The sequence below is a fragment of the Falsiroseomonas sp. genome (assembly GCF_051860665.1).
GTDB lineage: Bacteria > Pseudomonadota > Alphaproteobacteria > Acetobacterales > Acetobacteraceae > Falsiroseomonas.
Window position 1 is genome coordinate 37,179 of the sequence record NZ_JBHYDM010000031.1, and the last position, 18,664, is coordinate 55,842.

Here is an 18,664-nt window from a genome sequence, read left to right on the forward strand (position 1 = left end):
CAAGGCGGCCGGGGAAGGCGGAGGCTACTTCTGCAGGCTCTGCACGATCTGCTGCGTCACCTTCTTGGCGTCACCGAAGAGCATCATCGTATTCGGGCGGAAGAACAGCTCGTTCTCCACGCCGGCATAGCCGCTGGCCATGCCGCGCTTGACGAAGAACACCGTCTTCGCCTTCTCCACGTCGAGGATCGGCATGCCGTAGATGGCGGAGCTCTTGTCCGTCTTGGCCGCCGGATTGGTCACGTCGTTGGCGCCGATGACATAGGCCACGTCGGCCTCGGCGAATTCGGCGTTGATCTCCTCCAGCTCATGCACCTCGTCGTAGGGGACATTCGCCTCGGCCAGCAGCACGTTCATATGGCCGGGCATGCGGCCGGCGACGGGGTGAATGGCGTAGGAGATCTCGGCGCCTTCCTTCTTCAGCAGGTCGGCCATTTCGCGGACCACCTGCTGCGCCTGCGCCACCGCCATGCCGTAGCCCGGCACGATGATGATCTTCTGGGCATTCTTCATGATATAGGCGGCGTCTTCCGGGCTGCCGGCCTTCACGGGCGCACGGTCCGCCCCCCCCGCACCCGGGCCAGCCGCAGCGCCGGAGTCGCTACCGAAACCGCCCAGCAGCACGTTGATGATGCTGCGGTTCATGCCCTTGCACATGATGTAGGACAGGATGGCGCCCGAGGCGCCGACCAGCGCGCCGGTGACGATCAGCAGCAGGTTGCCGATGGTGAAGCCGATGCCCGCCGCCGCCCAGCCGGAGTAGCTGTTCAGCATGGAGACAACCACGGGCATGTCCGCGCCGCCGATCGGGATGATCAGCAGGAAGCCGAGCACGAAGGACAGGATCGCGATCAGCCAGAACAGCACGGGCGAGCCGGTCGCGACGAAGGCGATCACCAGCACCAGCAGCAGCGCGCCCAGCGCCGCGTTCAGCATGTGCTGGCCCTTGAAGATGATCGGCGAGCCGGACATGCGCCCGTCCAGCTTCGCGAAGGCGATCACGGAGCCGGAGAAGGTGATGGCGCCAATCGCCAGCCCCAGCGACATCTCGACCAGCGACGCGCCCTTGATGGCACCGGGGTAGCCGATGCCGAAGCTCTCCGGCGAATAGAAGGCCGCCGCCGCCACGAAGACCGCCGCCATGCCGACCAGGCTGTGGAAGGCCGCCACCAGCTGCGGCAGGGAGGTCATCTGGATGCGCTGCGCCAGCAGCGTGCCGATGGTGCCGCCGATGGCGAGCCCCGCCAGCACCAGCACGATGCCGCCCGCGCCCATGCCCGGCTTCAGCAGCGTCGCGACGATCGCGATGCCCATGCCGACCATGCCGAACAGGTTGCCCTGGCGGCTGGTCTCGGGGTTGGAGAGGCCCCGCAGCGCCATGATGAAGAGGACGGACGCGACCAGATAGGCCAGCGTCGAAAGGGTCTGTGCCATGGCTCAGCTGCCCTTCTTCTTGAACATCGCGAGCATGCGGCGCGTCACCATGAAGCCGCCGAAGATGTTCACCGAGGCGAGGGTGACGGCGATGAAGCCGAAGGCCTTGGCGGCCCAGCTATCGGCCAGGCCGGTCGCCAGGATGGCGCCCACCACGATGACGGAGGAGATGGCATTGGTGACGCCCATCAGCGGCGAATGCAGCGCCGGGGTCACGTTCCACACCACGTAGTAGCCGACGAAGCAGGCCATCAGGAAGATGGTCAGCAGCAGCAGGAAGGGTTCGGCGGCGGCGGCCACCGGGGCCGCGACCTCCGCCAGCTGGCGGGCGTGTTCGGCCAGCAGCGCGGCGCGATCGGAGATCGAGGCCGCCTCATTGGCGATCTGTTGCGGGTTCATGGCGCGATCTCCTCAGGCGGCCGGGAGGGAGGCATGCACCACGGCCCCGCCGCGGGTCAGCTGCACGCCCTTCACGATGTCATCCTCTTCCTTCAGCACCGGCCGCTTGGCCTCCTTGTCCCAGAAGGTGGTCAGGAAGGTCAGCAGGTTGCGGGCATAGAGCGCGGAGGATGCGCCGGAAATCCGGCCCGGCCAGTTGCGGTAGCCCAGCACCTTCACGCCATTGCCCGTCACCGTCATCTCGCCCGGCACGGTGGCCGCGCAATTGCCGCCGGCATCGGCGGCGATGTCGACGATGACGCTGCCCGGCTTCATGGAGGCGACCATCGCCTCATTGACCAGGATCGGTGCCTTGCGGCCCTGCACCAGGGCCGTGGTCACCACGATGTCCTGCTTGGCTATATGGGCGGCCACGACCTCCGCCTGCTTGGCGTAGAATTCGGCCGAGAGCTGCTTGGCATAGCCGCCCGCGGTCTGGGCCGCCTTGCTCTCCTCATCCTCGTAGCCGACGAAGGTGGCGCCGAGGGACTTGATCTCCTCCTTCGCCGCCGGCCGCACATCGGTGGCGGAGACGCGGCCGCCGAGGCGGCGCGCCGTGGCGATCGCCTGCAGGCCCGCCACACCGGCGCCCATGACGAAGACGTTGGCCGCGGGAATCGTGCCGGCAGCGGTCATCAGCATGGGAAAGCCGCGGTCGAAGGCGGTCGCGGCCTCCACCACCGCGCGATAGCCGGCGAGATTGGCCTGGGAGGAGAGCACGTCCATCGACTGCGCGCGGGTGATGCGCGGCAGCAGTTCCATGGAACAGGCCTCGATGCCCATCTGGGCGTAGGTCTCGGCCATGGCGCGGTTGGCGCCGAGCGTGCCGATCAGGATCGCGCCGCGCGGGATCAGGGCGAGCTCGTCGACCTCGCCCTCCCCGGTGCCGAGCGGGGCGCGCACCTTGAGCACCAGCCCGGCATTCGCCAGGGCGCTGGCCGCATTCGGGGCAATCTCCGCGCCCGCTTCGGCGTAAAGGCTGTCCGGGAAGCCGGAGGCGAGGCCGGCGCCGGCCTCCACCGCCACGCTGCAGCCCAGGCCGATGAGTTTCTTCGCCGTCTCCGGCGTCGCGGCCACCCGCGTTTCCGCCCCACGCCTTTCGCGCAACACCGCAACGCGCATCAATGCGACCCCCTACCTGCTTTCGGCACCCGTTTGCTTAGCTTCCGAAGTCGGCGCCATATGAAGGCGTGTTGCAAGTCTTGCAAGGACGCCACGTTCCGGCGCGCTGCGGAACGGCCCCGAAACGGGGATTGCGGCGGGTCCGGGCGGCGCCCATCCTTCCAAAATGCTCCTCCGCGACCTGCCCGACGGTTCCACCCTGGCGATCAGCCAGCCCATGCATGCGCTGGTCTCCGGCCAGTTGGCCCGCGCCTGGGGCGCGCCCGGCTTCGCCGCGCTGGATCCCTTCGAGGAGGTGGCGACCGCCTGCGCCCAGCACGATGTCGCCTGGATGGACTGGGAGGCGGCGCCGACGCTGGATGACACCACCGGCCGGCCGCATGTCTTCCGCGCCGTCGGCGCCCGATCCCATGCGCCGATGTGGGCCGCGGGCGTCGACCGGGCGCTGGCCAGCTGGGGCCCCTGGGTGGCGCTGCTGGTCAGCCGCCATGGCAGCCTGATCTATGGCAGCTATGCCGACCGCCACCAGCTGGACCGCGCGGATGCCGAGGCCGCGGAGCACTACCTGGCCACACAGGCCGTGGTGCAGCACGACCTCGCCGCCCATCTCGGCGCGACGGAGGCGCAGGTGCAGACGGCCGCCGCCCTGGTCGCGGTGACCGATGCGCTGAGCCTCGCGGTCTGCGGCGGCATCGAGACCATCGGCGGCGTGGGCACCGCGCCCATGGCCGATGGCAGCCTGGTGAAGCTGGCGCTGAGCGAGGGCAATGGCGCCATCGCCATCGCCCCCTGGCCCTTCCGCCTGGCGGAGGTGACGCTGAGCTGGCGCGCCCGCCGCCTGCCGGCCGGGGCGCGCTGGACCGATGAGGCGGCGATGCGCGCCGACCTGGCCGCGGCCCCCGTGCAGCCGGCCTCGGCCCGGCTGGTGCCGGGCTGAAGCGAAGGGGTGCCCGAGGGAGCGTGATCGGGCTAGTCTGGACGCCTGGGCGCTGCGCGCGTTCTCCGGAGACCAGCCCGGAGCCATGCCGCCGCCCGCCCCCCCCCCGAACGGAGCCCCCGCCGATGCAAGCCCCTGGATTTTCCCGACGAAGCCTGCTCGCCGCCGCCGCCGCACTGCCGCTCGCCACCCCGGCCCTGGCCCAGGGCACCTGGCCGCAGCGGCCGATCCGCATCGTGGTGCCCTTCGCCCCCGGCGGCGCCGTGGACATCACCGGACGCCTGCTGGCGGAGCGCCTGCAGCCGATGCTCGGCCAGACCATCACGGTGGACAATCGCGGCGGCGCCGGCGGCAATATCGGCGGCGATGTGGTCGCCAAGGCGCCGAAGGATGGCTACACGATCATGCTCGGCACGGCGACGATCCTGGCCGCGAACAAGTTCCTGTTCCGCCGCTCCATGCCCTTCGACCCGATCCGGGACCTGACCCCGGTGACGCGGGTGACCACCGGCACGGTGCTGCTGGTGGTGAATGCGGACAAGCCCTGGCGCAGCTTCGCGGACCTCGTCGCCGCGGCGAAGCGGGAACGCGGTGCCGTCACCATGGGCTCCTCCGGCGCCGGCACGGTCAGCCACCTGACGCTGGCGCGCATCAATGCCGCGGCGGGCATGGAGATCACCCATGTGCCCTATCGCGGCGGCGGGCCCGCCATTGCGGACCTGCTCTCCGGCAGCATCGACATGATGTTCGACGTGATCCCGGCGCTGATGCCGCATGTGCGGGAGGGCCGCTTCCGGGCCCTGGCCGTGGGCTCCGCAGAGCGGGTGACCTATGTGCCGGAGCTGCGCGAGGTGCCCAGCATGAACGAGATCTTCCCCGGCCAGGGCATCGACATGCAGAGCTGGTACGCGGTGAACGCGCCGGCCGGCACGCCGGAGCCCATCGTCAACCGCCTGCATGAGGCGCTGGTGCAGATCGCGCGTTCGGATGATTTCAAGGCGCGGATGGAGCCGCTGGGCTTCACGCCGGTCTGGGACGAAAGCCCGGCCGCCTATGGCACCTATCTGCAGCAGCAGGAGCAGTTCTGGAAGGGGCTGGTCGAAGCCTCGGGCGCCACGCTGGACTGAGCCAGGCATGCTGCCGGGGGTCGCGGCCCCCGGCAGCAGCAGGGCCCTGCCGGGGTGCCATAGGCTGGCCCTTTCCTTGCCATCGGGAAACTGTTCGCCTGCCAAACGGTGCTGGTGCTAGCTTGGCCGCTGTCGATCGTCGAGAGGTGCGGCCGTGGCATTCGAAAAGCTGAGCGACGACGATCTGAACCGCGTCACGGGCGGCAATGGATCCACGTCGAGCGAGGTCATCGATCTGGCGAACCAGATGTCGAACCAGCTGTCCGAGATCCTCGCCAATGCGAACACCTAGCTCAATGAGGCGCTCAATCAGTTCCAGAACGGACAGGCCGGCAACCAACCGCCCCCGGTCGACACCATCACGGGCACCGCGGGCCACGACGTCCTGTTCGGAACCGGCAACGGCGAGGAATTCCGGGGCGGTACCGGGTCCGACATCATCTTCGGCGGCGGCGGCGACGACACTTTTGTCGGACAGAACGAGGATCGCGTCAGCGACGTCGCCTTTGGCCAGGACGGCAACGACCGCTACATCTGGTCGCCCCATAGCGGCAACGACGACTTCGATGGCGGCAGCGGCACGGACACGGTGGAGCTGCGGGGCCTGTCGACGCAGGTCCTTGTCATGCAGCTTGTGGCGCAGCACCCCGGCATCAGCTTCAGCCAGAGCAACGGGATGATCACGGCCAGCATGATGGTGAACGGCCAGCCCCAGCCCTTCAACGGCGCCATCGAGAGCGGCGGCCAGATGATCCAGTTCACCAATGTCGAACGGATCACCTGGCCGGCCTGAGTCTCGCTCAGAGCCTGGCTCAGCCCACCAGGCTGTCCGGCACGCCGGCGGCCAGCACCGCCGCGCGCTGGCGCTCCGCCACCGCGGCTTCCGAATGGTCGTGCACCAGCTCCATGAACAGCCGGTGCCAATTGGCCTGCGCCTTGAGGCGGAAGAAGACGCTGCCCAGGCCAATCGCGGCGCGGTCCATCAGCGGGAATTCGCGCGGAATCTTCACGCCGCCCGTCCGCTTCAGCCCCTCATGCACCGTCTGCGCCACCTTGCGGCCGTAGCTCGGATCCTCGCTCGGCGTGATGGAGCGCACCTTGTCCTCGACCAGCGGCTCGTAGAGGAAACGCGCCCAGAGGTTCAGAACCTCCATCGTCTCCTTGGACAGATTGCGAAAACCCCAGATGCCATAGGCATGCGCGGCCTTCTCCCGGTCGTCGTCGCGCACCGCCTCGTACAGCATCACCACGCCGGTGACGAAGCTGGCGGGGAAGATGCGGATCACGCCGAAGTCCAGCAGGTTCACGCCATGCCCCACCTCGGCATCCGGCCGCACCTGGTAGTTGCCGAGATGCGGGTCACCGTGGATCACGCCATAGCGGTAGAAGGGGACGTACCAGGCGCGGAACAGCGCGCGGGCATAGGCATTGCGCTCCTCCTCCGGCGGGTCTTCCTCCAGCCGGCGCAGGATCGGGCGGCCTTCCAGCCAGGACATGGTCAGCAGGCGCTTGGTGGTCAGTTCCGGCACCGCGGTGGGCACGGCGACGCCGGGCGTGCCGGCCAGCATGGCGCCATACAGCCGCATGTGGCTGGCCTCGCGCTCGTAGTCGAGTTCCTCCCGCAGCCGGGCCGAAAGTTCCTGGTAGGCCTCGGCATTGTCCAGCGTGCTGTCCATGCGGCGATAGAGGTTCAGCGCCATCTTCAGCTGGCGCAGATCGGCCTCCACCACGCTCGGCATGTCCGGATACTGCAGCTTGCAGGCCACATCCCGCCCATCCGGCAGCGTCGCGCGATGCACCTGGCCGAGACTGGCGGCGGCCACCGCTTCCTGGCTGAAGCTGGTGAAGCGGGACTGCCAGGCGGGGCCCAATTCGCCCTGCATGCGGCGGCGCACGAAGGCCCAGCCCATCGGCGGGGCATTGGATTGCAGGGTGGCCAGTTCCTGCGCGTATTCCTCCGGCAGCGCCTCCGGCACCGTCGACAGGAACTGCGCCACCTTCATCAGCGGGCCCTTCAGCCCGCCCAGGATCTGCTTCAGATCCTCCGCATGCGCCGTCTTGTCGGTCTTGATGCCGAGGAAACGCTCCCCCGCCACGCGCGCGGCGATGCCGCCCACGGCGCCGGAGGTCCGGACCATCCGCCGCATCTCGCCGAACAGCGTCGAGCCCTTCTGATCCTCGGCCATCGGCTCAGCCAGCCTCCAACTCGTCGTCGCGCGAAGCGCGCGCCAGTTCATCGATGAAGCCGGAAATCACATCCAGCCCCTTGTTCCAGAAGGCGGGGTCGGAGGCATCGAGGCCGAAGGGCGCCAGCAGCTCCCGGTGCCGCTTGGTGCCGCCGGCGCGCAGCATGTCCAGGTACTTCTCCTGGAAGCGCGGATGCCCGTCGCGGAACACGCCGTAGAGCGCATTCACCAGGCAATCCCCGAAGGCATAGGCATAGACGTAGAAGGGCGTGTGCACGAAGTGCGGGATATAGGCCCAGTAGACGCTGTAGTCCGGCGTGAAGTCGAAGGCCGGGCCCAGGCTCTCGGTCTGCACCTGCATCCAGATCTCGCCGATCCGCTCATGCGAAAGCTCACCCTTGCGGCGTTCGTCATGCAGCAGCGTCTCGAAGCGGTAGAAGGCGATCTGGCGGACGACGGTGTTCAGCATGTCCTCCACCTTGCCGGCCAGCAGCATGCGCCGCTTCTTCGGGTCCGTCTCGGCATCCAGCACGGCCCGGAAGGTCAGCATCTCGCCGAAGACGCTGGCGGTCTCGGCCAGCGTCAGCGGCGTGGAGGACATCAGGTAGCCCTGCTTGGCCGCCAGCACCTGGTGCACGCCGTGGCCCAGCTCATGCGCCAGCGTCATCACATCCCGCGCGCGGCCATGGTAGTTCAGCAGCAGATAGGGATGCGCGCTGGGCACCGTGGGATGCGCGAAGGCGCCGCTGGCCTTGCCCGGGCGCAGCGCGGCGTCGATCCAGGGCTTCTCGAAGAAGGGCGCCGCGACGCGCTCCAGCTCCGGGCTGAAGGCGCCATAGGCGGCGCGGACGCGGGCCACGGCCTCCGGCCAGGGGATGGTGCTGTCCGTGTCATCCGGCAGCGGCGCGTTGCGGTCCCAGTGCTGCAGCTTCTCCAGGCCGAGCCACTTCGCCTTCATCGCGTAGTAGCGGTGGGAGAGCCGCGGCAGGCCGGACCAGACGGCGGAGACCAGGGCGTCCACCACCTCATCCTCCACCATATTGGCGCGGTTGCGGGCGGAGGTGGGGCGCGGATAGCGGCGCCAGCCGTCCAGGATCTCCTTGTCCTTGGCCAGGGTATTGGTGATGAGCGAGAACAGCCGCACCTTCTCGCCGAAGGCTTCGGAGACGCCCTTGGCCGCGGCGGCGCGCACCGCGCGGTCGCCGGAGGACAGGTTGTTCAGGGCAGCGGAGACGGTCAGCTCCTCACCCCCCACCGGCACGCGCATGCCGGCCACCGTCTCATCGAACAGGCGGTTCCAGGCGGAGCGGCCGGTGACCTCCTTCTCATGCAGCAGCTTCTCCAGCTCGTCCGAGAGCTGGTGCGCGCGGAAGACGCGCAGGTCGCGCAGCCAGGGCTGCCAGCGGGTGAGCGCCGCGGATTGCCGCAGCTTCGCCTCCAGCGCCCCGTCCTCCAGCCGGTTGATCTCCAGCGTCAGGAACAGCAGGTGGCTGCTGATCGCCGTCACCCTCTCCTGCACCGTCTGGTAGAATCGCCCGTTCTCGGCCGATTGCGCATCGCCGGAGAAGACCAGCTGCGCATAGGACATGGCCCGGCCGAGCACCTCCTCGATCCGCTCATAGGTTGCGATCGCGCCGGCCAGCACATCGCCCGAGGCCTGGCCGAGGCGGCCGGCATGGCTGGCATGGAAGGCGCGGGCCTCGGCCTCGGCCCGGTCGAGATCGGCCTGCAGCCGCGGATCGCCCGGCGCGGCATAGAGGTCGGACAGGTCCCAGGCCGGCAGCGGCGCGGGGTGGGACTCGGTGGCGGGTGCGGGGGCGCTGTTCTGGGTCACGCCCCTGCATATAGCCCGCCCCGGCGCGAGGCCAACGGGCGGCGGCCGAATAGGGGCGACGCTTCGGATTTGGCAACTATCGCGGCGCTATCCTGCCGGCGATGGCCCGCCACGCGAAGGACCCTGCATGCGCATCCGCACCATGTTCATCCTGGGCTTCTGCCTGGTCGCGATCCCGGGGCTGATCGCCTCGCTCTGGCTGGCGGCAGGCGCGGCCCGGGACCTGGGGCGGACCTCCCAGGCCATGGCGGCGCTGCAGGCGGCGAGCGACGCACAGCGGGCGGTCAGCTTCGTGGCGGTGGAGATCGGCGGCTATAGCAGCGTGCTGCGGGAGGCAAATCCGAACCGCGCCCAGGTGGCCGGAGATGCCGCCGCGACCATCCGGCTGCTGGAGGCGAGCACCGCCAGCGCCGCCCGCGCCGGGCTGGATGCGGCGGCGGTGCGCCGGGTGGCCGAACAACTCGCCAGCTTCCGCAGCCGCGTGGACCAGGCCCTCGCCCTGCCGCCGGATCGCCGCGACCCTGGCCTGCCCGCCGCCGGCACCGCCGCGCGCAATGCGGCCGTCGCGACGCTGCTCGGCGTCTCCGCCGCCGCGGCGCGGGACGTGGCGCGCACCGCGCCGGAACTGGCGCTGCTGATCGAGGCCTCCTCCACGGTGATGGACATGCGCGACCAGGCCGGGCGCCGCAATGCGCAGATTTCCACCTGGCTCAGCGGCGCTTCGGCGGTCACGCCGCAGGCGGTGCAGGCGGCGGAGGCGCTGACGGCGGGCGTCGAGCAGGCCTGGACCTCGGTGCAGCGGCTGCTGGCGGCCAGCACCTCCTCCACCGCGCTGGAGGCCGCGCTGGCCGCGCAGAAGCAGAGCTTCGTCGAGCGGAACGAGCCGCATTGGCGGCGCCAGGTGGAGACCGCCCGGCAGCGCCTGACCGCGCCGGAGACGCCCTGGACCACGACCTTCGCCGAATTCCGCCTATGGTCGCGCCCGGCCCAGGCCGAGATCCTGGTGCTGCGCGACGCCGCGCTGGATGAGGCGGCGGCCAGCGCCGATCGCAGCATCACGGAAGCGCAGACCGGCCTGGCCCTGGCGCTCGCCCTGGCCGGGCTGTGCTTCGTGGCGGCCCTCGGCGGCGCCGTGCTGCTGCTGCGCCGGCTGGTCAGCCCGATCCGCGCGCTGACCGCCAGCGTCGGCGGCATCGCCGCCGGCGACCTGTCGCTCGCCGTGCCCGGCCGCGGCCGCACCGACGAGCTGGGCGAGATGGCGGAGGCGGTGGAGACGCTGCGCGCCGGATCCCAGGCCCGGGTGGCGGAGACGGAGGCACGGGCCCGGGAACAGGCGCAGCGCCTGGCCCGCGCCGAGCGGGTGGATGCGCTGCTGCGGCAGTTCGAGGAACAGGCTGGCAGCATGCTGGAAGCCGTGGCCGCGGCCTCCACCGAACTGGATGCCACCGCCCATAGCATGGCCGGCATCGCCGCCAATGGCAGCGCCCATGCCGCCGCCGTGGCCGAGGCCGCCTCCCGCGCCAATGGCAGCGTGGAGACGGTGGCCAGCGCGGCGGGGGAGCTCGCCGCCTCCTTCGGCGCGGTGACCCAGCAGATCCGCCACGGCGCCGACCAGGCGCGCGCGGCGACCGGCGCGGCGCAGGAGGCCGACCGCACCGTGCGCGGCCTGTCCGAGGCCGCGGACCGCATCGGCGCGGTGGTGCAGATGATCACCGACATCGCCGGCCAGACCAATCTCCTCGCCCTGAACGCCACCATCGAGGCCGCCCGCGCCGGCGAGGCCGGCAAGGGCTTCGCCGTGGTGGCCGGCGAGGTGAAGGCGCTGGCCGCGCAGACCGCCAAGGCGACCGACGAGATCAGCGGCCAGATCAATGCCATGCAGGCGGAGACCAGCCGCACCGTGGCGGCGATTTCCGACATCGCGCGCATCATCGCCGCGGTGGGTGAGGCCACCAGCCAGGTGGCGGAGACGGCCGGCCAGCAGGCGGAGGCGACGCAGGCCATCAACCTGGCCGTGACGGAGGCCGCGCGCGGCACCGCGGCTGCCGCCGATCACGCCAATGGCGTGAATGCGGATGCCGAGCGCACCGGCGATGCGGCCGGCGAGGTGCGCGCCGCCTCCAGCGAGCTGTCGCGCCAGGCGGAGAAGCTGCGGGCGGAGGTCTCGCGCTTCATGGTGGAGCTGCGCGCGGCTTAGCATCCTGCCCTCCAGCGCCGGGCGCGGCCTCCCGCCGCTTGGCTCACCGCAGGGCCGGGGGCATCACCCAGCCCGCCATTTGTCCCGAAGCCTGCCCGCATGGCATGATCCCGTCCAAGCAACGGGAGAGCCTGTCGGGAATGCAAAGCGCCGGGACGCGTGGCTGGAACAGCCTGCCGCATATGATGCTGGACCTGGCGCGCGGCTGGCGCGGCCGGCCCATGCTGCGGCACTGGCAGGGTGGCTGGCAGAGCACCAGCTGGGGCGAATTCGGCCAGCGCGTCGCCGCCATCGCCGCCTTCCTGCGCGCCCAGGGCGTCGCGCCCGGGGACCGGGTGCTGCTGGTCTCCGAGAACCGGCCGGAATTCCCCATCGCGGATACCGCCATCATGGCGATCGGCGCCGTCACGGTGCCGACCTACACCACCAATACGGTCGCCGATCACGGCCATATCCTGGCCGATAGCGGCGCCAGCTTCGCCATCGTCTCGACCGGCAAGCTGGCCGAGCGGGTGGCGCAGGGCGCGGCGCAGCGCGGCGTGACGCTGGAGCGCCTGATCTGCATGGAGGCGGGCGCGGCGGGCTGCCTCGACTGGGCCGCGGCGCTGGCCACCCCCGCCGATCTCGACCTGCTGGCAGCGGAGGCAGAGCTGATTCCGCCCGGGCGGCTGGCCTGCCTGGTCTATACCAGCGGCACCGGCGGCCTGCCCAAGGGCGTGATGCTGCCGCACCGCGCCATGCTGTCCAACCGCGAGGGTGTGGCGCGGATCGCCACCCGGCTGCACCTGGACGGCACGCCCTACCTCTCCTTCCTGCCGCTGTCGCACAGCTACGAGCACACGGTGGGCGGCTTCCTGCTGCCCTCGCTGGGGCTGGAGGTGGTCTATTCGCGCGGCGCGGACCGGCTGGCGGCGGAACTCCAGGAAATCCAGCCCACCGTCATCACCGCCGTCCCCCGCCTTTTCGAGGTTCTGCGCGGGCGCATCGAGGCGCAGGTCGAGAAGGACGGCGGCTTCAAGGCCAAGCTTTTCGCACGCGCGCTGGCGCTGGGGCTGAAGCGGCTGGACGGGCAGCTTTCCCTGTTCGAGCGTGCCCAGCACGCGATCCTGGACCGGCTGGTCGGCACAAAAATCCGGGACCGCTTCGGCGGCAGGCTGCTGGCGCTGGTCTCCGGCGGGGCGCGGCTGGACCCGGACCTCTCGGGCTTCTTCCTGGCCTTCGGCCTGCCCGTGATCCAGGGCTATGGCCAGACCGAGGCCGGCCCCGTCATCAGCGTGAACCCGCCCTGGGAGAACCGCCGCACCACGGTCGGCCCGCCTTTGCCGGGGGTGGAGGCGCGCATCGCCGAGGATGGCGAGCTCTGCGTGCGCGGCGACCTGGTGATGGACGGATATTGGAACGACCCCGAGAGCACCTCCCGCGCCCTGATCGATGGCTGGCTGCATACCGGCGACGTGGGCGAGATCGTGGACGGCTATATCCGCATCACCGACCGCAAGCGCGACTTCATCAAGACCCTCGGCGGCGACATGGTCAGCCCCGCCAAGCTGGAGGGCCTGCTGATGGCCGAGCCGGAGATCGCCCAGGCGGTGGTCGCCGGCGAGGGCCGCCCGGCCATCGTCGCCCTGGTGGTCCCGGCCGATGGCGCGGCGGACAAGGTGCAGGCCGCCATCGCGCGCGTGAACGGCAAGCTGTCCAACATCGAGCGCATCCGCGCGAGCACGGTGGTGGAGCCCTTCACGGTGGAGAACGGCCTGCTGACGCCCACCATGAAGGTGAAGCGCCGGATGGTGCTGCAGCAGCATGCGGCGGTGGTGGAGGGCCTGGCAAAGCGGTGAAACGCGGCGGAACACGCCCGACACCGGATGCTCCTAGAAGGGTTGCAGGGCGGCTTCGGGGGCCGCTTCGACCGGATAGGGGGGCGCCAGGATGGCGACGTTCTTCACCAATAGCGACCAGACCACGACCGCCGCCAATACGCCGGTCTATCAGCTCGGGGACTACGATACGCTCATGGTCGGGCCCGATGCGGTCCTGACCGCCACCGGGACCGGCAGCCGCGGCATCAACGGCCTGGCCGAGGTCACCGTGCTTCTGTCGGGCGACCTCTTCGTCGCCCACAGCAGCGGGATCTTCGCCAGCGGCGGCGCCGATATCCGGATCACCGCAGAGGGCAGCATCACCAGCGGGTTCAGTGCGATCTACCTGCAGGACGACGGGCACCAGGTGACCAATGGCGGGCATATCCTGGCCGAGGATTTCGGTATCCGCCTCAGCGGCGGCGGACTCGTCCTGAACAGCGGCGGGATCGCGGCCGGCGGCGGCATCCTGTCCGGCGGCCGGCTGGAGCTGCACAACAGCGGCCTGATCCAGAGCACCGGCTCGAATGACTTCGGCTGGTGGAATGGCGAGGCGATCTACGTCCCCGCCGGCAGCGCCAGCATCGTCAACACCGGCACCATCGCCTCCGTCCAGGGCATCGCCATCTCGCTCTCCAGCCAGGCGGGGGAGCAGAGCACGGTGGAGAATTTCGGCGTGATCTCCGCCGCCGAGGGCTCCTCCGCCATCATCGGCGGCAATGGCGTCGACCGCGTGATCAATGCCGGCACCATCAACGGCAATATCTGGCTGAGTGCCGGGGATGACATCTTCGACGGCACGCTCGGCCAGACCTTCGGCTTCCTGCAGGGTGGCGCGGGCAACGACACGATCCTGGGGGGCGCGGCGGGTGAGCTGCTCCAGGGCGGCTCCGACCAGGATTCGGTCGCGGGCGGCGCGGGCGCGGATACGCTGAGCGGCGAGGCCGGCGACGACACGCTGCTGGGCGGCGAGGGCGACGACCTGGTGGTCGGCGGCGACGGGTCGGACATGATGGAGGGCGGTGCCGGCTGGGATATCCTCTCCTATGCCGGGGCCGGGCAGGCGGTGACGGTTGACCTGGCCACCGGCCAGGCGGATGGCGGCGCCACGGGCGACAGCTTCGCGGGCTTCGAGGCGGTGCGCGGCGGCAACTTCGACGATGCCCTGGCAGGGACCGCGGGGGCCGAGACGCTGTCCGGCGGCGCCGGCGCCGATACGCTCACCGGCGAGGGCGGCATCGACCGGCTGCATGGCGAGGCCGGCCAGGACTGGCTGGTGGGCGGCGCCGGCGCGGATTTCCTGTTCGGCGGTGCCGAGGCCGATACCTTCCGCTACATGGCGATCGGCGACAGCACGGTGGCCGCCAGCGGCCGCGACCGCATCCGCGACTTCAGCCAGGCGGAGGGGGATCGCATCCACCTCTGGTCGATCGACGCCGATACGACCGTGACGGGCAACCAGACCTTCGCCTTCATCGGCAGCGCGGCCTTCGGCGGCCACGCGCGGGAGCTGCGCTTCCAGGCGATGGGCGCGACGACGCAGGTGCAGGCGGATGTGGATGGCGACGGCAAGGCCGACTTCGCCATCCAGATCATGTCGACGGTCACGCTGACCGCCGCCGACTTCGTGCTGTAGGTCTCAGACGTGCCGGGTGAGCCCGCCATCGACGCGCAGGCTCTGGCCCGTGACATAGGAGGCCTGGTCCGAGACCAGCCAGGCCACCGCCGCCGCGATCTCCTCGGCCTTCGCATAGCGGCCGAGCGGGATGCGGGCGCGGCGCGACTCCTTCTCCGGCAGGCTGTCGACGAAGCCGGGCAGCACGGCATTCACGCGGATACCGGCGGGCGCCAGCTCATCCGCCGCCAGCTTGGTCCAGGCACCGAGCGCAGCCCGCAGCGTGGTGGCGGGGAAATCCGACTCCGGCTCCAGCGCCGCATAGGAGGACAGGTTCACGACGGAACCCGCGCCCTGCGCCTTCATCCCCGGCAGCACCAGCCGCAGTGCGCGGATGGCGGACAGCATGACCATGTCGAAGCCGGCATGCCATTGCGCATCGCTGAGGTCGAAGAGCGGCGCCTTGGGCGGATGGCCGGCATTGTTCACCAGCGCGTCGATCCGCCCGAATTTTTGCAGCGTGCCATCCACCAGCCGCTGGAGGTCGGCGGGCTCGGTGACCGATCCGGTGACGCCCAGCGCATCCGGCAGCTCGGCCGCCAGCTTCTCGGCATTGCCGGAGGGCGACATGACGGCAACCCGAAAACCATCCGCCGACAGGCGCCGCGCCACCGCCGCGCCGATGCCACGGCCCGCCGCCGTGATGATCGCGGTCTTCACGTGCGGTCGCTGGTCGCAGGCGTGAAGGCGCCGCCATCGGTCGGGCGCAGCGCCTCGAACATCTCCGTCACCTGGGTATAGTCCCGGTAGCCGCAGCGGGCGATCGCCTGCGCCGCCACCGCATCGAAGCGGCCATCGACGATATAACGCTCATCGATATGGATGCCGACGACCTGGCCCAGCACCAGGAAGCCATCGGTCGGATTGCCGTCGAGGTCGTTCAGCTCCATCGCCTGCAGCACCTTGCATTCGAAGCTGGCGGGGCTTTCGGCCACCCGCGGCGCCTTGACGAAGTTGCAGGGGGCCATGGTCAGCCCCGCCGCCTCGAACTCGTTCTCCCCTTCCGCCAGCGCGGCGGAGGAGGCGTTCATGGCGTCGAACAGCGGCCGGGTGACCAGGTTGAAGACGAATTCGCGCGTCTCGAAAGCGTTGGCGGCGGAGTGCTTCAGACCCTCGCTGCCGAAGACCACGATGGGGGGCTGGCCCTTGACCAGGTTGAAGAAGCTGTAGGGCGCCAGATTCGGGCGGCCCTTGGCGTCCAGGCTGGAGATCCAGCCGATGGGCCGCGGCGCGACGATGGCCTTGATCGGGTCGAAGGGCAGGCCGTGGCCCCGCTTGCCGTGCTTCGGTTCGTAGAACATGGCGCCGCCCCTCTCTGCCTGGACGGCCTTCCGCTACATGCCCAGCGCGCGGCGGTAAAGATCGAGCAGCGTCTCCTGCTCCTCCACCTCGGCCGGCTCCTTCTTCCGCAGGGAGATGATCTGCTTGATCACCTTCACATCGAAGCCGGCCGACTTGGCCTCGGAGAAGATGTCCTTGATGTCGCCGGCCAGCGCCTTGCGCTCCTCCTCCAGCCGCTCCACCCGCTCGATGATCGACCGCAGCCGGTCTACGGCAATGCCGCCGACCTCGGGGTCCGGGTCCTTCTCCTGGCGGTCGCGGCTGGCCTGGGCCTCCTGCGCGTCGAAATCACTCATCGAAGGCCTCCGGGGCACGAGTTGAGGCGCGGCGTATAGCGCTGGGGCGGGGGTGGCGCAAACCGGAAGAAGAAAGGTTGGGGAGAAAGTATTCTCCCCAAACCCCTCATCTATTTTTGGGACTTTGGGTCGGGGCGCCAACTGAAAGGTCCCGAAAAACAAGGGAGGGGTTCGGGGAGGGAATGCTTCCCTCCCCGACCTAATGCCCGGTACTGGCCGCCGCAAACTTGGCCTTCTGCTCGGCCGTCGCCTCCTTCTGGTGCAGCGCCTGCCATTCCTTGTAGGGCATGCCGTAGACGATCTCCCGCGCCTCCGGGTCCGTGATCGTCACGCCCTTGGTCGCGGCCTCCTCGCGGTACCAGCGGGAGAGGCAGTTTCGGCAGAAGCCGGCCAGGTTCATCATATCGATGTTCTGCACGTCGCTGCGCTCGCGCAGATGCTGCACGAGGCGGCGGAAGGCGGCGGCTTCGAGCTCGGTCTGGGTGGCGGCGTCGATCTCGGGCATCGGGGTTCTCCTGCGATCCACCGCTAGATGGTCCATCCCGCGCCGCTTCGCCATACTGGCGGCAAGAGGGAGACCGGAATGGACTGGACCGATGCCGCGGCACGCGCGGCACTGAAGGACATCTTCGCCGCCGCCGTGGCCAGCGCCGATCCGCGAATCGTGCTGGCGCGCCACCTGCCCGAGCCGCCCGAGGGCGGCCGCGTGGTGGTGGTGGGCGCCGGCAAGTCGGCGGCGGTCATGGCCGCGGCGGTGGAGGCGGCCTGGCCCGACCAGGCGCTGACCGGCTTGGTCGTCACCCGCTACGGCCACGGCTACCCCACAAGCCGGATCGAGGTGCTGGAAGCCTCCCACCCCGTGCCCGATGCCGCCGGCGCGGCGGCGGCGCAGCGGCTGCTGCAGGCGGTGGCGGGGCTGACGGAGCGCGACCTGGTGCTGTTCCTGGTCTCGGGCGGCGGCTCCGCGCTGACCACCCTGCCGGCGCCGGGGCTGACGCTGGAGGAGCTGATGGCGGTGAACCGCGCCCTGCTGGCCTCCGGCGCCACCATCAACGAGATGAACTGCATCCGCCGGCATCTTTCGGCCTTTTCCGGCGGGCGGCTGGCCCTGGCGGCGGCGCCGGCGCGGGTGGTGACGCTGGCGATCTCGGACGTGCCGGGGGATGACCCGGCCGCCATCGCCTCCGGCCCCACCGTGCCGGACCCGACCAGCTTCGCGCAGGCGCGCGGGCTGGTGGCGCATTACCGGATGGAGCTGCCGCCGGCGGTGGTCGCGCATCTGGCGGCCGCCGAGGAGGAAACCCCGAAGCCGGGCGACCCGCGCCTGGGCCAGGTGGACTACCGTTTCATCGCCACGCCCCGCATGGCGCTGGAGGCAGCGGCGGCCAAGGCCCGGGAACTGGGCCTGGCGCCGCTGATCCTCGGCGATGCGCTGGAGGGTGAGGCGCGGGAGCTGGGCAAGGCCCTGGCGGGCATCGCGCTCTCGGCCCGCGCCCATGGCCACCCCCTGCCCGGCCCCTGCCTGCTGCTCTCGGGCGGGGAGACCACGGTGACCATCGGGCCGGAAGGCGGCGGTCGCGGCGGGCGGAACGGCGAATCCCTGCTCGGCTGCGCCGTGGCGCTCTCCGGTGCCACGGGGATTTGGGCGCTGATGGGCGACACAGACGGCATCGACGGGTCGGAGGACAATGCGGGCGCCATCGCCACGCCCGATACCTTGGCCCGCGCCCGCGCGGCGGGGCTGGACCCGCGCGCGGTGCTCGGCCGGCATGACAGCTACAGCCTTTTCGCCTCGCTGGGCGACCTGCTGGTGACGGGGCCGACCCTGACCAATGTGAACGACCTGCGGGCCGTGCTCGTCGCGTAGCCGGACCGGCTCAGCTCAGGGCAGCGGCCACCTCCTCAGGTGTTTCGCGAACAGCCTGGCGCTTGCCGGCAACAAGAAGGGCGGCCTGCGCACCTTCGTAATCGAGCTGCGGGTCGGCTGGCCGGATCATGCTGATGGCTCTCCGCGAAAGATGGATCGGCGTGCCATCTGGCCCGTTGAAACGGATGAGATCGCCACCCGCCTCGATGATCCTCAGGACCAGGCTGTCCAGATCCTCGCGGGTGAACTGCTTCTCGGCGCCGAATTCAATCTTTAGGTGTGTAGTCCCGAGGAGTAGTGGTGCATCCTTCTCACCTCAGGAGGAGGATGCGTTGTGGCAGCAGGTCTTCA

The 18,664-nt window shown here is 70.2% G+C and carries 17 protein-coding genes and 1 pseudogene; 9 read left to right on the forward strand and 9 right to left on the reverse strand.

Annotated features, from left to right (window positions below; all coding sequences use genetic code 11):
- Positions 1–24: 24 nt before the first annotated feature.
- Genes ACTIF1_RS22135 through ACTIF1_RS22145 form a run of 3 tightly spaced genes read right to left on the reverse strand, consistent with a single transcriptional unit; the run spans position 25 to position 2,994 of the window.
- The gene (locus ACTIF1_RS22135) at positions 25–1,434 is read right to left on the reverse strand and encodes an NAD(P)(+) transhydrogenase (Re/Si-specific) subunit beta (protein WP_439598621.1); all 1,410 of its coding nucleotides are present in this window, start codon (positions 1,432–1,434) and stop codon (positions 25–27) included.
- 3 nt (positions 1,435–1,437) lie between these two features.
- Entirely contained in the window at positions 1,438–1,833 is a 396-nt protein-coding gene (locus ACTIF1_RS22140) for an NAD(P) transhydrogenase subunit alpha (protein ID WP_439598622.1), read from the reverse strand.
- A gap of 12 nt (positions 1,834–1,845) precedes the next feature.
- Positions 1,846–2,994: a Re/Si-specific NAD(P)(+) transhydrogenase subunit alpha gene (locus ACTIF1_RS22145; protein WP_439598623.1), complete on the reverse strand. Its 1,149-nt coding sequence runs from the start codon at positions 2,992–2,994 to the stop codon at positions 1,846–1,848.
- A gap of 166 nt (positions 2,995–3,160) precedes the next feature.
- On the opposite strand from ACTIF1_RS22145, the gene ACTIF1_RS22150 reads away from it, so the two are divergent.
- From ACTIF1_RS22150 to ACTIF1_RS22170, 5 genes and pseudogenes are all read left to right on the forward strand, one after another.
- Positions 3,161–3,931: a DUF3891 family protein gene (locus tag ACTIF1_RS22150; protein WP_439598624.1), complete on the forward strand. Its 771-nt coding sequence runs from the start codon at positions 3,161–3,163 to the stop codon at positions 3,929–3,931.
- Positions 3,932–4,056: 125 nt separating this feature from the next.
- Complete coding sequence (locus ACTIF1_RS22155) at positions 4,057–5,058, forward strand: Bug family tripartite tricarboxylate transporter substrate binding protein (RefSeq protein WP_439598625.1); 1,002 nt, start codon at positions 4,057–4,059, stop codon at positions 5,056–5,058.
- A gap of 154 nt (positions 5,059–5,212) precedes the next feature.
- Positions 5,213–5,350 (forward strand): bacteriocin, encoded by a 138-nt coding sequence (locus ACTIF1_RS22160; protein WP_439598626.1) that lies wholly within the window; start codon positions 5,213–5,215, stop codon positions 5,348–5,350.
- 93 nt (positions 5,351–5,443) lie between these two features.
- A pseudogene (locus ACTIF1_RS22165) lies at positions 5,444–5,521 on the forward strand (hypothetical protein); the annotation flags it as partial.
- A 162-nt stretch (positions 5,522–5,683) separates the two neighbouring features.
- The gene (locus ACTIF1_RS22170) at positions 5,684–5,851 is read left to right on the forward strand and encodes a hypothetical protein (RefSeq protein ID WP_439598627.1); all 168 of its coding nucleotides are present in this window, start codon (positions 5,684–5,686) and stop codon (positions 5,849–5,851) included.
- Positions 5,852–5,870: 19 nt separating this feature from the next.
- On the opposite strand, the gene ACTIF1_RS22175 is transcribed toward ACTIF1_RS22170, so the two are convergent.
- Entirely contained in the window at positions 5,871–7,244 is a 1,374-nt protein-coding gene (locus ACTIF1_RS22175; protein ID WP_439598628.1) for an ABC1 kinase family protein, read from the reverse strand.
- 4 nt (positions 7,245–7,248) lie between these two features.
- Positions 7,249–9,078 (reverse strand): M3 family oligoendopeptidase, encoded by a 1,830-nt coding sequence (locus tag ACTIF1_RS22180; protein ID WP_439598629.1) that lies wholly within the window; start codon positions 9,076–9,078, stop codon positions 7,249–7,251.
- Between the two features lie 127 nt (positions 9,079–9,205).
- On the opposite strand from ACTIF1_RS22180, the gene ACTIF1_RS22185 reads away from it, so the two are divergent.
- The 3 genes from ACTIF1_RS22185 to ACTIF1_RS22195 all read left to right on the forward strand — a co-directional run bounded on the left by ACTIF1_RS22185 (position 9,206) and on the right by ACTIF1_RS22195 (position 14,770).
- Positions 9,206–11,275, forward strand: coding sequence for a methyl-accepting chemotaxis protein (locus ACTIF1_RS22185; RefSeq protein WP_439598630.1), 2,070 nt, complete (start codon positions 9,206–9,208; stop codon positions 11,273–11,275).
- A gap of 140 nt (positions 11,276–11,415) precedes the next feature.
- Positions 11,416–13,113 (forward strand): AMP-dependent synthetase/ligase, encoded by a 1,698-nt coding sequence (locus tag ACTIF1_RS22190; RefSeq protein ID WP_439598631.1) that lies wholly within the window; start codon positions 11,416–11,418, stop codon positions 13,111–13,113.
- A 91-nt stretch (positions 13,114–13,204) separates the two neighbouring features.
- Positions 13,205–14,770, forward strand: coding sequence for a calcium-binding protein (locus tag ACTIF1_RS22195; protein ID WP_439598632.1), 1,566 nt, complete (start codon positions 13,205–13,207; stop codon positions 14,768–14,770).
- 3 nt (positions 14,771–14,773) lie between these two features.
- On the opposite strand, the gene ACTIF1_RS22200 is transcribed toward ACTIF1_RS22195, so the two are convergent.
- The 4 genes from ACTIF1_RS22200 to ACTIF1_RS22215 all read right to left on the reverse strand — a co-directional run bounded on the left by ACTIF1_RS22200 (position 14,774) and on the right by ACTIF1_RS22215 (position 16,951).
- The gene (locus tag ACTIF1_RS22200; protein WP_439598633.1) at positions 14,774–15,469 is read right to left on the reverse strand and encodes an SDR family oxidoreductase; all 696 of its coding nucleotides are present in this window, start codon (positions 15,467–15,469) and stop codon (positions 14,774–14,776) included.
- A complete protein-coding gene (locus ACTIF1_RS22205; RefSeq protein ID WP_439598634.1) occupies positions 15,466–16,110 on the reverse strand; it encodes a flavin reductase family protein in 645 nt (214 codons plus the stop codon). The genes ACTIF1_RS22200 and ACTIF1_RS22205 overlap by 4 nt, the downstream gene beginning before the upstream one ends.
- Positions 16,111–16,143: 33 nt before the next feature.
- Positions 16,144–16,446, reverse strand: a complete 303-nt coding sequence (locus ACTIF1_RS22210; protein ID WP_209443290.1) for a DUF2312 domain-containing protein — start codon at positions 16,444–16,446, stop codon at positions 16,144–16,146.
- 199 nt (positions 16,447–16,645) lie between these two features.
- A complete protein-coding gene (locus ACTIF1_RS22215; protein WP_439598635.1) occupies positions 16,646–16,951 on the reverse strand; it encodes a DUF1244 domain-containing protein in 306 nt (101 codons plus the stop codon).
- Between the two features lie 78 nt (positions 16,952–17,029).
- Here ACTIF1_RS22215 and ACTIF1_RS22220 point away from each other — a divergent pair, with 78 nt between their 5' ends.
- A complete protein-coding gene (locus ACTIF1_RS22220; protein WP_439598636.1) occupies positions 17,030–18,313 on the forward strand; it encodes a glycerate kinase type-2 family protein in 1,284 nt (427 codons plus the stop codon).
- Positions 18,314–18,664 lie beyond the last annotated feature (351 nt).